Annotated in this window: 11 protein-coding genes and 1 tRNA gene; 4 read left to right on the plus strand and 8 right to left on the minus strand. The window is 64.3% G+C overall.

Features of this window, described 5'->3' with window-relative positions:
* The first annotated feature begins 147 nt into the window (after positions 1-147).
* The 3 genes from acs (at position 148) to AC24R4_RS22415 (ending at position 5,342) form a co-directional block, all read left to right on the plus strand.
* Positions 148-2,130, plus strand: coding sequence for an acetate--CoA ligase (gene acs, locus AC24R4_RS22405; RefSeq protein ID WP_400394379.1), 1,983 nt, complete (start codon positions 148-150; stop codon positions 2,128-2,130).
* 117 nt (positions 2,131-2,247) lie between these two features.
* Positions 2,248-4,299 (plus strand): VC_2705 family sodium/solute symporter, encoded by a 2,052-nt coding sequence (locus AC24R4_RS22410; RefSeq protein ID WP_400394381.1) that lies wholly within the window; start codon positions 2,248-2,250, stop codon positions 4,297-4,299.
* Between the two features lie 137 nt (positions 4,300-4,436).
* Positions 4,437-5,342, plus strand: a complete 906-nt coding sequence (locus tag AC24R4_RS22415; RefSeq protein WP_487523630.1) for a hypothetical protein — start codon at positions 4,437-4,439, stop codon at positions 5,340-5,342.
* A 197-nt stretch (positions 5,343-5,539) separates the two neighbouring features.
* Here the strand turns inward: AC24R4_RS22415 and AC24R4_RS22420 are convergent.
* Positions 5,540-5,630: transfer RNA gene (locus AC24R4_RS22420), tRNA-Ser, on the minus strand.
* Between the two features lie 163 nt (positions 5,631-5,793).
* Complete coding sequence (locus tag AC24R4_RS22425) at positions 5,794-6,771, minus strand: hypothetical protein (RefSeq protein WP_487523631.1); 978 nt, start codon at positions 6,769-6,771, stop codon at positions 5,794-5,796.
* 100 nt (positions 6,772-6,871) lie between these two features.
* Here AC24R4_RS22425 and AC24R4_RS22430 point away from each other — a divergent pair, with 100 nt between their 5' ends.
* The gene (locus AC24R4_RS22430) at positions 6,872-7,027 is read left to right on the plus strand and encodes a hypothetical protein (RefSeq protein ID WP_487523632.1); all 156 of its coding nucleotides are present in this window, start codon (positions 6,872-6,874) and stop codon (positions 7,025-7,027) included.
* Positions 7,028-7,080: 53 nt separating this feature from the next.
* On the opposite strand, the gene AC24R4_RS22435 is transcribed toward AC24R4_RS22430, so the two are convergent.
* The 6 genes from AC24R4_RS22435 to bcsG all read right to left on the minus strand — a co-directional run bounded on the left by AC24R4_RS22435 (position 7,081) and on the right by bcsG (position 12,046).
* Positions 7,081-7,797 carry a GGDEF domain-containing protein gene (locus AC24R4_RS22435; protein WP_400392267.1) on the minus strand — a complete coding sequence of 239 codons (717 nt, stop codon included), beginning with the start codon at positions 7,795-7,797 and terminating at the stop codon, positions 7,081-7,083.
* 32 nt (positions 7,798-7,829) lie between these two features.
* Positions 7,830-8,219, minus strand: coding sequence for a DUF1987 domain-containing protein (locus AC24R4_RS22440; protein WP_066735760.1), 390 nt, complete (start codon positions 8,217-8,219; stop codon positions 7,830-7,832).
* 25 nt (positions 8,220-8,244) lie between these two features.
* The gene (locus AC24R4_RS22445; protein ID WP_400392239.1) at positions 8,245-8,817 is read right to left on the minus strand and encodes a SiaB family protein kinase; all 573 of its coding nucleotides are present in this window, start codon (positions 8,815-8,817) and stop codon (positions 8,245-8,247) included.
* Positions 8,818-8,847: 30 nt separating this feature from the next.
* A complete protein-coding gene (locus AC24R4_RS22450) occupies positions 8,848-10,095 on the minus strand; it encodes a SpoIIE family protein phosphatase (protein WP_400392241.1) in 1,248 nt (415 codons plus the stop codon).
* A gap of 149 nt (positions 10,096-10,244) precedes the next feature.
* Positions 10,245-10,493: a BcsR/BcsP family cellulose biosynthesis protein gene (gene bcsR, locus AC24R4_RS22455; RefSeq protein ID WP_400392244.1), complete on the minus strand. Its 249-nt coding sequence runs from the start codon at positions 10,491-10,493 to the stop codon at positions 10,245-10,247.
* Complete coding sequence (gene bcsG / locus AC24R4_RS22460; protein WP_400392246.1) at positions 10,490-12,046, minus strand: cellulose biosynthesis protein BcsG; 1,557 nt, start codon at positions 12,044-12,046, stop codon at positions 10,490-10,492. Before bcsG ends, bcsR begins: the two co-directional genes overlap by 4 nt.
* Between the last annotated feature and the right edge of the window lie 2 nt (positions 12,047-12,048).

The following is a 12,048-nucleotide window of genomic DNA, read 5'->3' on the forward strand; positions in this document are numbered from 1 at the left end:
ACTGCACTTGTGCCCCCAAGTCTCCCGTGCCGTGCCTTGCCAGAGCTGCTGCATCGCAGCATCGCCCAGAGCGGAAAGTCAGGTTTAAGTAAGGCGCCGGGCGTACCTTGCACCCAAAGCAGTCAAAGCCAAACCAGGAGACAACCCATGTCCGCCATCGAGTCGGTAATGCAGGAGCATCGCGTTTTCAATCCCCCGGAGTCGTTCGCGAAGAACGCCGCGATTCCGAGCATGGAGGCGTACAACGCCCTGTGCGCCGAGGCGGAGCGCGACTACGAAGGCTTCTGGGCGCGCCACGCCCGCGAACTGCTGCACTGGCACAAGCCGTTCACCAAGGTGCTGGACGAAAGCCATGCGCCGTTCTACAAGTGGTTCGAGGACGGCCAGCTCAATGCGTCGTACAACTGCCTCGAGCGCAATATCGAGAAGGGCAATGGCGACAAGACCGCCATCGTCTTCGAAGCGGACGACGGCGCCGTCGCGCGCGTCAGCTACAAGGAACTGCTGGCGAAGGTCAGCCGCTTCGCCAATGGCCTGAAGGCGCTGGGCATCAAGAAGGGTGACCGCGTGGTCATCTACATGCCGATGTCGGTGGAAGGCGTGGTGGCCATGCAGGCCTGCGCGCGCATCGGCGCCACGCATTCGGTGGTGTTTGGCGGTTTCTCGGCCAAGTCGCTGCAGGAACGCCTGGTGGACGTGGGCGCCGTGGCGCTGATCACCGCCGACGAACAGATGCGCGGCGGCAAGGCGCTGCCGCTCAAGGCGATTGCCGACGAGGCGCTGGCGCTGGGCGGCTGCGAAGCGGTCAAGCATGTGGTGGTCTATCGCCGCACCGGCGGCAAGGTGGCCTGGACCGAAGGCCGCGACCGCTATATGGAAGACGTGTCGGCCGGCCAGCCCGATCAATGCGAAGCCGAGCCGGTCAGCGCCGAGCATCCGCTGTTCGTGCTCTATACATCGGGCTCCACCGGCAAGCCGAAGGGCGTGCAGCACAGCACCGGCGGCTACCTGCTGTGGGCGCTGATGACGATGCGCTGGACCTTCGACGTCAAGCCCGAAGACATGTTCTGGTGTACCGCCGATATCGGCTGGGTCACCGGCCATACCTATATTGCCTACGGCCCGCTGGCCGCGGGCGCCACGCAGGTCGTGTTCGAAGGCGTGCCGACCTTCCCGAACGCCGGGCGTTTCTGGGAGATGATCCAGCGCCACAAGGTCAGCATCTTCTACACGGCGCCTACCGCGATCCGTTCGCTGATCAAGGCGGCCGAGGCCGACGAGAAGATCCACCCGAAGCAGTACGACCTGTCGAGCCTGCGCCTGCTCGGCACCGTTGGCGAGCCGATCAATCCCGAGGCGTGGATGTGGTACTACAAGAACATCGGCCAGGAACGCTGCCCGATCGTCGACACGTTCTGGCAGACCGAAACCGGCGGCCACGTGATCACGCCGCTGCCGGGGGCCACGCCGCTGGTGCCGGGTTCGTGCACGCTGCCGCTGCCGGGCATCATGGCGGCCATCGTCGATGAAACGGGGCAGGACGTGCCGAACGGCAGCGGTGGCATCCTGGTGATCAAGCGTCCGTGGCCGTCGATGATCCGCACGATCTGGGGCGATCCGGAACGCTTCAAGAAGAGCTACTTCCCCGAGGAACTGGGCGGCACGCTGTACCTGGCCGGTGACGGATCGATCCGCGACAAGGACACCGGCTACTTCACGATCATGGGCCGCATCGACGACGTGCTGAACGTGTCGGGGCACCGCATGGGCACGATGGAGATCGAATCGGCGCTGGTGTCGAACCCGATCGTGGCCGAGGCCGCCGTGGTGGGCCGCCCCGACGACACCACGGGCGAGGCCATCTGCGCGTTCGTGGTGCTCAAGCGGTCGCGTCCGACCGGCGACGAAGCCACGAAGATCGCCGCCGAACTGCGCAACTGGGTGGGCAAGGAAATCGGCCCGATCGCCAAGCCCAAGGACATCCGCTTTGGCGACAACCTGCCCAAGACGCGCTCCGGCAAGATCATGCGACGCCTGCTGCGGTCGCTGGCCAAGGGCGAGGAAATCACGCAGGACACCTCGACGCTGGAAAACCCGGCTATCCTGGACCAACTGAAGCAGGCGCAGTAACGCCACGGGTTCATGCACGCTATCCGGCTGCGTGACCCACGTTGTGCCCGCCCCGGCGCCGCCCGGGGCGGGCACAATGCTTTTTTTCCACACTGATTCCCACTTATCGTTGCGCTGATGCCAGACACCCAGTCGCGCTTTCGCCGCCGGCTGATGCTGTACTACGGCCTGTTCACGCTCGGCCTGTTCGGCTTCGTCGGCATGATGGGCCTGCTCGAACATTCGAACGCCGATGCGCTCTGGCTGGGCTACGTGTTCCTGTTCGTCACGATCGCGATCTATGCGTGCATCGGCCTGATCTGCCGCACCTCGGATCTCAACGAATACTATGTGGCCGGTCGGCGCGTGCCAGCCATGTTCAACGGCATGGCTATCGCGGCGGACTGGATGAGCGCCGCCTCGTTCATCGGCCTGGCCGGCATCATTTTCGCGTCGGGCTACGAGGGGCTGGCCTATGTGATGGGCTGGACCGGCGGCTACTGCCTGGTGGCATTCCTGCTGGCGCCGTATCTCCGCAAATATGGCGGATATACGATTCCCGATTTTCTGGCGGCGCGCTATGGCAATGGCAAGCCGGGCGGCAATATCCCCGTGCGGGCGATTGCCGTACTGGCGGCATCGCTATGTTCGTTCGTCTACCTGGTGGCCCAGATCCAGGGCGTGGGGCTGATCGTCACGCGCTTTATCGGCGTGGAATTCGCGGTGGGCGTGTTCTTCGGCCTGGCCGGCATCCTGGTATGTTCGTTCCTGGGCGGCATGCGCGCGGTGACGTGGACGCAGGTGGCGCAGTACATCATGCTGATCGTGGCCTTCCTGCTGGCGGTGTCGCTGATTGCCTGGAAGCACCACCACCAGGTGTTGCCGCAGGTCAGCTATGGCGGCCTGCTCCAGCAGATCGACGCTGCGGAGAAGCGGCTCGATCGCGATCCCGCGGAACAGCAGGTGCGCGAGATCTTCCGCCAGCAGGCCATCGACCTGCAGGAGCGCATTGCCCGGCTGCCGATGTCATTCAACGAGGAGCGGCAACTGCTCGATGCGCGCCTGCTGGAGCTACGCGCCCGCAATGCGCCGCTGCGCGAGATCAAGACGGTGGAGCGCGAACGGCAGGCGTTTCCCGACGACGCCGCGGCCGCCCTGCAGCAGTGGACGCAGCAGCGGGAAGAAGCCCTGGCGCGCAGCCAGCCTTCCACGCCATCGACCGAGCCGTATCCCGCGGCGTCGGAGCAGGAACGCAAGACGCGGCGGCTCAATTTCGTGCTGCTGGTGTTTTGCCTGATGGTCGGCACGGCCAGCCTGCCCCATATCCTGACGCGGCTCTACACGACGCCATCGGTCAAGGAAAGCCGCAATTCCGTGGCGTGGGCCGTGTTCTGCATCGCGCTGCTCTATGTGTCGGCGCCGACGCTGGCGGCGCTGGTCAAGGTCGAGTTTTTTCAGCACCTGGTGGGCACGCCGTACGCGGAACTGCCACAGTGGGTGGTGCAATGGCGCAAGGTCGATCCGCCGGTATTGGGCATCCGCGACATGAATGGCGACGGCATCGTGCAATGGGCCGAGATACTGATCCAGCCCGACATGATCGTGCTGGCCGCGCCGGAAATCGCCGGCCTGCCCTATGTGATTTCCGGCCTGGTCGCCGCCGGCGCACTGGCCGCGGCACTGTCGACGGCGGATGGACTGCTGCTGACCATCGCCAACGCGCTGTCCCACGATGTCTATTACCACATGATCGACCGCCAGGCGACCCACCAGCGCCGCGTGACCACGGCCAAGGTGGTGTTGCTGGGCGTGGCGCTGTTCGCGTCGTACGTCACGTCGCTACGGCCCGGCAATATCCTGTTCCTGGTCGGCGCGGCTTTCTCGCTCGCGGCATCGAGCTTCTTCCCGGTGCTGGTGCTGGCCATCTTCTGGCGCCGTACCACGGCCGCCGGTGCCGTCGCCGGCATGGCGACCGGCCTTGCCGTGGCGGTGTACTACATCTTCGTGAACTACCCGTTCTTCACCCGCATGACCGGCATTTTCGGCAACCGATGGTTCGGCGTGGACCCGATCGCGTCCGGAGCATTCGGCGTCCCGGCCGGCTTCGCGGCCGCCATACTGGTCAGCCTGATCACGCCCAGGAATGCGCCGGTGATCGATCGGCTGGTGAATTATTTGAGGAAGGGGTAGGGCGTTATTTCTCTTGCTTTTTAGGATTCCAGCGATTGCGATCCGCCTATCGCGTCGGGCAAACTGCTGCCCCGGAGTGTCGCACCACACGTGTCATTGAATGGCGGCGGCACGTCAGCAACCTCGAATCCTCATCCATGTCACACATGCAAGCGCGCCACTTCTTTCTGGCAACTTCCCTGGCAATGATTGCGAGTTTCGCTTGTGCGGCGGGCACTGCCACGTCCATCGACAAGGTGCCCGGCAAGCTGACCACGCCAGAAGGCCGCGCAGTGTTCGATCGCCAAATCCGAGGCACGCCACAGCCAGATGGCTTCGGTACACAATTGCCCGAAGGCTTCTCGACAACATCGCTTGTACACCAGCTGGCGCCGGAAGCGGATCCAAACGCATTGATCCTGGCGGGCGCAAAGCCATGGCCGGGTAATCCTGACAAGTATGTGGCCATGGTCTGCATGGCGGATTCGCCGGAAGATGCTTCCCGCGAACGCAGATACTGGGCGGACGAGTGCCGGACAGAATCAGGAACTGCGTGGTTTGGTGTATTCGAGCGCCATGCGGGCGGCGACGCCAGGCTGCTGGCACGGACGCAGGAACCCGTTACCGTACCGACGAACTGGAGCGGCTCCAATCTCGATTCGCCAGAGGATCTGAGCGACGCGGGATTGCCCAGCACCTGGCTACGTTTCGATCCGGCGCCTTACCATCTCAATGACAGCCACGCCACCTTCGGCGTCCGGGCTAGCTGGAGCGAAGGCTATTCAGGTGGGGGCGCTTCGTTCGAGGCACTGTACCTGTTCATGCAGGACGGCGAGGCACTGCACGTCGTCTTTGCCGCACCGATGATGTACATGAAGATGATCGCCGGCGATTGGAACAAGGACGGCACCCGCAATCGTGATGTCTACGATGGCAGCAATGTGCTGGTGATTTCGGGACGAGCCACCGCCGGCTTCAAGGACATCCAGTTGCGCGAACGAAACGGAAAATGGCGCAAATCTTACCGGTGGTCAGAGAAGGACGGGGCGTACACACCCAATTGACGCGCACCTGATCGCCATATCGATAGGCGTATTGATCGGTCTTGCGTATGGCTTCGTGGCGACCGACTACGTACTACCGGCCGGCGAACGAAGTTCGGCGGCCAGTGTGGCGAGTGGTCAGAAGGTAGAAGAGCAGAGATTGAACCAAAAAGCCGTCCAATTGGACGGCTTTTTGGTTTGTGCTTCGAACGGAATTCTGGCGGAGAGAGGGGGATTCGAACCCCCGATAGGCTATTAACCTATACACGCTTTCCAGGCGTGCGACTTAAACCACTCATCCATCTCTCCGGGAAGTCCGCGATTATAGCAGAGCCGGTGAAGGTGTCCAGCAGCGATGCGTGGATGCTGCCGAAGGGGGCGGAGGTGAGTGGCCGGCGACCTTGGGCGGCTGACCCAAAAAAATGCCCGCTGCGCGGGGGCGAGCGGGCCGGGTGAAATGTCATGGGGTCAATCATGACTGAGACCGATTGTCTTTTAATGTATCTCCGGCGTCTTCCCTACGGTGGAGGGGCGTGTGAGTGCTAACGTCCGACGATGCGGCTGGCTTCTGGGTGTTACCGGATGACAGATTTGTCATGTTCGTGGGGCTGGGCGGCGTTGCGGGCGGCGTTGCGGGCGGCGTTGCGCGCCGGGCAACGGCCGCCGACGCGCTGCGTCCTGACTCGAACGCGCTGATGATGACCGAGTTCATCGCAGACATCGCGCCCGCCACGCCCAGGACTGTCGTGCAGGCAGCGATCCAGATATTCCATCGCAGCAGTTTCGATTCCCTGCGGATTTCGACGACGTCCTCGCGTATCGCCATCGTCTGGGCCGTGAATTGCTCCTTCATGTCGTCGATGCGTTTGTCCATGCTGCGCAAATTGACGGCCATCATTTCGCGGAAGTTATTCAGCTCGATGGAGAGCCGCTGCTCCAGGCTTCGGGACTGCGCGGCGAAGCGTTCATCCATGCCCTTCAACAGCGCGTCGGTCCGCCGGTTGGATTCTTCAATGCGCCTCTCGGCTTCCCTTCTGTCCCGTTCGTTTTGTTCTTTGCACTGCTTTTCATATTCTTGTTTCCGCTTTTCGCGTTCCTTGCTGAGCCGCTCGTCTTGTTCCTCGCGTTCCTTCCTGAGCCGCTCGTCATATTCCTCGCGTTCCTTCCTGCGCTGCGCGTCCTGTGCTTCGCGCTCCTTCCTGCGCTGCTCGTCTTGTTCTTGCAACTCCTTCCTGCGCTGCGCGTCTCGCTCTTGCCACTCCTTCCTGAGCCGCTCGTCGCGCGCTTCGCACTCCTTTCTGTACCGTTCGTCGCTTTTGGCGAACATGCGATTCATGCGTTCGTCGAGCCGTCGAACGTTGGCATCAAATTCGCCGCGCAGGATCCCACCGTCGCGGACGTTGCGGTGTCTTTTGGAGCGTGAGCGGTGTCTTTGCTGTTTGGGCGTCATGCCTGAGGCCTCCGGTTGAAAAATGTTCAACCTCGACTGTCGGCCATCGCGCGGGCAATCGCTATAAGACAGTTCGCAAAGTGGGGCGAGGACGCCTACCATGCAAGAACGTCCATTCCAGGAGGTTCGCATGTCGAAGGAAAGCCGGGGTTTTGCCATGCCGACGTTGATTGCCTTTGCCGTGGCTGGCATGGCGTTCACCGCATCGCTGGTGCTGGCGTACTACGCCACGCACCCGGAGCGGATCAGGCAATAGAAATCGGGCGGGCGGCGGCGGCGGGCGCCGGGCCGGCGGGCCGGCAGATCGGCTCAGGCCGTGATGGCGCAGGCCACGCGGTTGCGCCCGCTGCGTTTGGCTTCGTACAGGGCCTCGTCGGCGCGGCCGTAGGCGTGTTCGAATGTGCGGCCCTGGGCGGACCAGCTCACGCCGAAGCTGGCCGTCACCTGGCGGTTCACGGGTGACGGAAATCCGTGGCCGGCGATGGCGCAGCGCATCCGCTCGGCCAGCTCCAGCGCATCGTCCATCGAGACATCGGGCAGCAGCGCGGCAAATTCCTCGCCGCCCACGCGGCCGATCGCGCCTTCGGCCCGGACCGTGTCCTTCAGGCAGGCCGTGACGCCGCAGATCACCGTGTCGCCGGCCGGATGGCCGAAATCGTCGTTGAGCCGCTTGAAGTGGTCGATGTCGAGCACGATCAGCGCCAGGCTGCCGCGCGCCAGCGCCGCGGTGGCGCGGTCGATCACGGCGCCGCGGTTCAGGGCGCCGGTCAGCGTATCGTGCGTGGCGCGGTACTCCAGTTCCTGGGCCAGTTCCTGCAGCCGGTGGTTCAGCCGGTTCATTTCCAGCTCCTCGCGGTCGCTGCGGCGGATCAGGCGGCGCGTCTCGCGCATCAGCCGTTCGTAATAGCTGATCAGCTGGCCCAGCGTATGGCGATAGGCTTCCTCCCCGGCGTCCACGTCGCAGAACACGGCCTTGGCATGGGCCAGGGCGCTGTTCTCCGATTCGAACAGGTCGGGTTCCGACATGGCTGCGGCGGGGGGCATGTCGCGCGGCGCGTTCAACTGCTGGTGGTCACTTCGTCGATGAAGTCGATGGCGGGGAAGTCGTCGTGCAGTTCCTGGCCAAATTCCAGGATGGTGTCGTCGTCTTCGTCGTGGAACCAGTGCAGCGTCACGTGGTTGCCGCGCTCGGCTGCCTCATTGAGCGCGTCGAACATGCTGAACAGCATCTTGGTGCTCGAGCTGTTGAAGTACGTCAGGGCCACGTTCACGGTCACGTCCGTGTCGTCGCAGTCGGCCAGGTACTTGCGCAGGCGGCTGATCGCCTCGCCGTAGAACACGGCGGCATTCTCGGGGTAGGACTCGCCCTTGAGCGAGAGCGTGTGCCGCGCGAAGTCGAAGCTCACTTCGGGCGAGCTTGGCGTGGCGGCGATGAACAGGTTTTCCATGGCGGTTCGGTGCGATCGGTCGGGGTCAGATGGTGGCGACGAGCTGGAACATCGTCGAGACCGGGTCCGTGTCGATCGGCTGAAAGTTGTACTCCAGGGGTGCGCTCGCGTCGCGCGCCATCGTCAGGATGCCAAGCCCGGCACCCTTGCTGCCTTCGGGGGCATCGGCGCGCAGCGTTTCCTTGTAGGCGCGCTTGATTTCTTCCAGGGTCATGGTGCGCACCTTGTCCAGCGTGCCGCGCAGTTGCTCGACGCGGGCCGAGGATACCGGATTCGAACACATCAGGCGGTAGTGCTCGTCCACCATGCTGATGCAGACCGAGCCGTGGCGCAGCTGCCCGTCCGGCTGCGACGGCGACGTCAGCGCGTCGGACGAATAGTGGACGATGTTCTGCGCCATCTCCACGAACGACGAGAACAGCTTGCGCCGCGTGGTGCCGTCCACGCCGCTCACGGTAAGCTGCAGTCGCACCGCATCGGACATGGCGGCGATGATGTTCTGCGAAAAATAGCCGACGTAGTAGAAAATCACGTTGCGTTCCCGAGCCATCTGGAAGAACGGCTCATATTCCTTGTCAATCGATTGTGCGGCGGTCATGGGCGAGCGGTTGGGTGCGCAGGTCGGATGTCATTGCGCACGGAAGCAGAAGAATGTCAGGTCGTCGCGGCGGCGTTGTTCGCCTTGCCACGCGCGATGCGCGTCCAGTACGGCGTCGCTGATCCGCGTGGCCGATGCGTCGCGCTGCGCGCAGATCGCCTCGCGCATGCGGCGCTTGCCGAATGCAATTTCCCTGGGGCCGCCGATCTGGTCGATCAGCCCGTCGGTGGTCACGAAGACCAGCGTGCCCGTCTGCGTCTGCACGGCGCTGTTGTGCCAGACGTAGTCCATGGCCGTGTCCACGTAGCCCACGCCCATGCGGGCGCCGTTGATCATGGCCCCCTCGGTGTCGCCGGGCTGCAGCACGAACAGCGCCGACTTCGCGCCCGCAAATGTCAGTTGCCGCGTGGCGTTGTCGAACCAGAAGAATGCGGCGTCCAGGCCATCGTCCGATTCGGATGCGTCCGGCGTCTGCCGTGGTTCCCGATCGGTCTGGGCCAGCATCTGCTTGATGCCGCGGTTCACGGCCATCAGCAGCGCGCCAGGGTCGCGCGGCCCCAGTTGCTCCAGGGCCTGGCTCAGCAGCGACGACGCGATCAGCGTCATGAAGGCGCCCGGCACGCCGTGCCCCGTGCAGTCGGCCAGCGCGGCAAACCAGCCGTCCTTGAAGGCGGCAAAGTGGTAGAAGTCGCCGCCCACCACGTCGCGCGGCTCCCAGACCAGCGCGGCATCGGCCAGCGTGGCGGCCAGGGTCTCGCGCGACGTGCGCAGCATGGCCCGCTGGATGGTGCTGGCGTAGTCGATGCTGTGCATGATCTGGCGGTTGCGCTCGGCCTGCATGTCGGCCACCACGCGCATCAGTTGCAGGCCGTGGCCCAGGCCCAGGTACTGGCCAGCGCGGGCCACGATGAAGCCATCGGCCAGCGCCTTTTCGCCGTATTCCACCGTGCGGAACGTCAGGGCGTCGATACTCATCTCGGCGTCGACGACCAGAGGCTCCTTGTCCATGAACGCGATACAGCTCTTGCGGTTGTAGAGCTCGCGGTGGTACGGCTTGCTCATCTGGGACAGGAAGATCGACCGGTTGATCAGGCCGATGGGCCGGCCTTGCTCGGTGACGGGCAGGCAGGCCAGTTCCCGGTGCAGCGCAAAGACTTCCAGCACGTCCTGGTTCGTATGGTCAGTGGTGACGGACGGCGTGGACACGGCCAGATCCTCCGCGCACGGCTGCCGGAAGCGCGGTCGCGCAGCAGGAGAATCCACCAGAAAGCCGGACATGACGAAGCGAGCGGGGAATTGGAAAATGGCCCCGAGTCTAGGCGGCCATTATGTCGAATCCGTGACGAAAAGCCTTTCAAATCAAGGCTTAAGGCCCTACTCGCGAGGGGTGGCGGCATTAGCGGTTTTAAACGGCGCGCAATGCAGTATCAAGTGCCGTCGTTTCGCGATGCGCAAAGCGCGGGGGCGGCGGCGCGGCGGGGCAGCGATGACAGCCCCAACACCCGCGCCAGCAGCGGCCAGCGTTGCGCGGCTTCGGCCGTTTCCACCTCGCCTTGCTGGTCGAAGTAGTGGCGGCCGTCAAAGCCGTCCACCTTCTGGGCCAGCGCGTCGATGTCGTTGTAGGCGATGGCCGCCTTGCGCGAGGTGATGGGTTTGGTAATCGGACGCGCGCTCATTTCTGCTCCACCCAGACGCCGTCGGGCGTATGCACCACGTAGCCGTCGGTGCGCTTCATCGTGATCGTTCCCTCGTTCTCGCCGACCATCTGGGTTTGCGGCAGGTCGTCGGAATAGTGCGACAGCGCCGGCGCGCCCTGCCGGAACGGGCTGTCCGCCACGAGATTGAACACCAGTTGCGACAGCCCCAGAAAGCTCATCGGCGCGTCGATGGTCACCGGCTGGGGTGTCTCCGTGCCGGGCAGGCCCACCAGCTTGACGCCGACCGGCACGTGGATGATGTTCGGCGTGGGAATCTCGCGCAGGCCCGAGATCTGGTTCTTGTCGCCGCGCAGCGCCGCGCCGTGCTCGGGCACGAACACCACCACGGCCTTGCGGCCCGATTTGGCGATGGTGTCGAGGATCCTGTCCACGTCGTCCAGCAGCGCCTTGAGCCGCAGCGGATACGATTCCAGGCTGGTCAGCCGCTTGCCCGGCAGCCGGTTGCCGTCGTGCAGCGTCACGGTGTTGTAGTACAGCGCCACCGGCTTCCTGTCCCGCGTCAGGCGCTGCCTGTACCAGTGGTCGAACGTGTCGAAGTCGCCCAGTACCGGCGAGTCGTCGAACGCGCGCATGGCCACCGGCACGCCGTCGGTGGCTTCCGGCTGCACGCCCGGCATGCCGATCTCCTTGTCGACAAAGCCGCGGAAATTGTCGAAGCGGCCGTCGTGGTTCATCAGCACGTGAGGCGTAAAACCGGCCTGCGCCAGATCGGCAAAGATATGGCACTCGGCCGGGGCGGGGTCGTACAGGTTCTTGTGCGGCGTCTGGCCGCACGCGCCGCGCAGCACGCGGATGGCCGCCGGGCCGCTGTAGCTGGCCGCCGAGCTGAAGTTCTTGAACAGGTAGTCGAAGCGCGACAGCAGCGGGTGGTTCAGGCTCCTGGCCGCATCCAGGTCGTCCCACGACAGCGAACAGATATGCAGCACGATGACGTCGAACTGCGCGTCGGGGCTGGCCGTCAGCGGCGACACCGTGGCCGTGCGCTGCGCCTCCTGCTCGCGGAATGCGGTCAGGATGGCGTCGTAGTTGTTGGTGGCGTTGATGTCCGCGCGCGGGCTGTTGGCCGCCTGCGCCACGGCCGCGCCCCGGCCCGGCAGCGTCACGCCCGGGCCGTACCAGAACGGCATCGCGAACAGGGCGATCAGCACGAACGTGGTGGTGCGCAGCCAGCGGTTGAGCAGCAGGAAGATGACCAGGGCCAGCAGCACGGCCACCACCATCTGGATCGTCACCAGCCGCTGCAGCAGTTCCATCAGATAGGCGGGCGTGAAGGCGCGGATGTTCGCGAACTGCGAGATCACGCGCTCGAACGGCGGCAGCGTCGATTCGCGCCATGCCAGCGCCGCTCCCACCGCGATGGCCAGCACCTGCCGGATCACCCGCAGCGGGCGCGACTCCATCGGCATGACCAGCAGCAGCGCGAACAGGAGGTTCAGCAGCCATATCGGCTTCATCTGCCCGGTGTGGAACAGGTAGAGCTTGGCGAGGAAGTAGAGGTTCCAGAGTCCCATGT

It is taken from the genome of Cupriavidus sp. CER-90, assembly GCF_057652055.1.

Coding starts and splice junctions, on each gene's coding strand:
- acs (WP_400394379.1), top strand. CDS start 148: ATGTCCGCCATCGAGTCGGTAATGCAGGAGCATCGCGTTTTCAATCCC.
- AC24R4_RS22410 (WP_400394381.1), top strand. CDS start 2,248: ATGCCAGACACCCAGTCGCGCTTTCGCCGCCGGCTGATGCTGTACTAC.
- AC24R4_RS22415 (WP_487523630.1), top strand. CDS start 4,437: ATGTCACACATGCAAGCGCGCCACTTCTTTCTGGCAACTTCCCTGGCA.
- AC24R4_RS22425 (WP_487523631.1), bottom strand. CDS start 6,771: ATGACGCCCAAACAGCAAAGACACCGCTCACGCTCCAAAAGACACCGC.
- AC24R4_RS22430 (WP_487523632.1), top strand. CDS start 6,872: ATGCAAGAACGTCCATTCCAGGAGGTTCGCATGTCGAAGGAAAGCCGG.
- AC24R4_RS22435 (WP_400392267.1), bottom strand. CDS start 7,797: ATGTCGGAACCCGACCTGTTCGAATCGGAGAACAGCGCCCTGGCCCAT.
- AC24R4_RS22440 (WP_066735760.1), bottom strand. CDS start 8,219: ATGGAAAACCTGTTCATCGCCGCCACGCCAAGCTCGCCCGAAGTGAGC.
- AC24R4_RS22445 (WP_400392239.1), bottom strand. CDS start 8,817: ATGACCGCCGCACAATCGATTGACAAGGAATATGAGCCGTTCTTCCAG.
- AC24R4_RS22450 (WP_400392241.1), bottom strand. CDS start 10,095: ATGTCCGGCTTTCTGGTGGATTCTCCTGCTGCGCGACCGCGCTTCCGG.
- bcsR (WP_400392244.1), bottom strand. CDS start 10,493: ATGAGCGCGCGTCCGATTACCAAACCCATCACCTCGCGCAAGGCGGCC.
- bcsG (WP_400392246.1), bottom strand. CDS start 12,046: ATGGGACTCTGGAACCTCTACTTCCTCGCCAAGCTCTACCTGTTCCAC.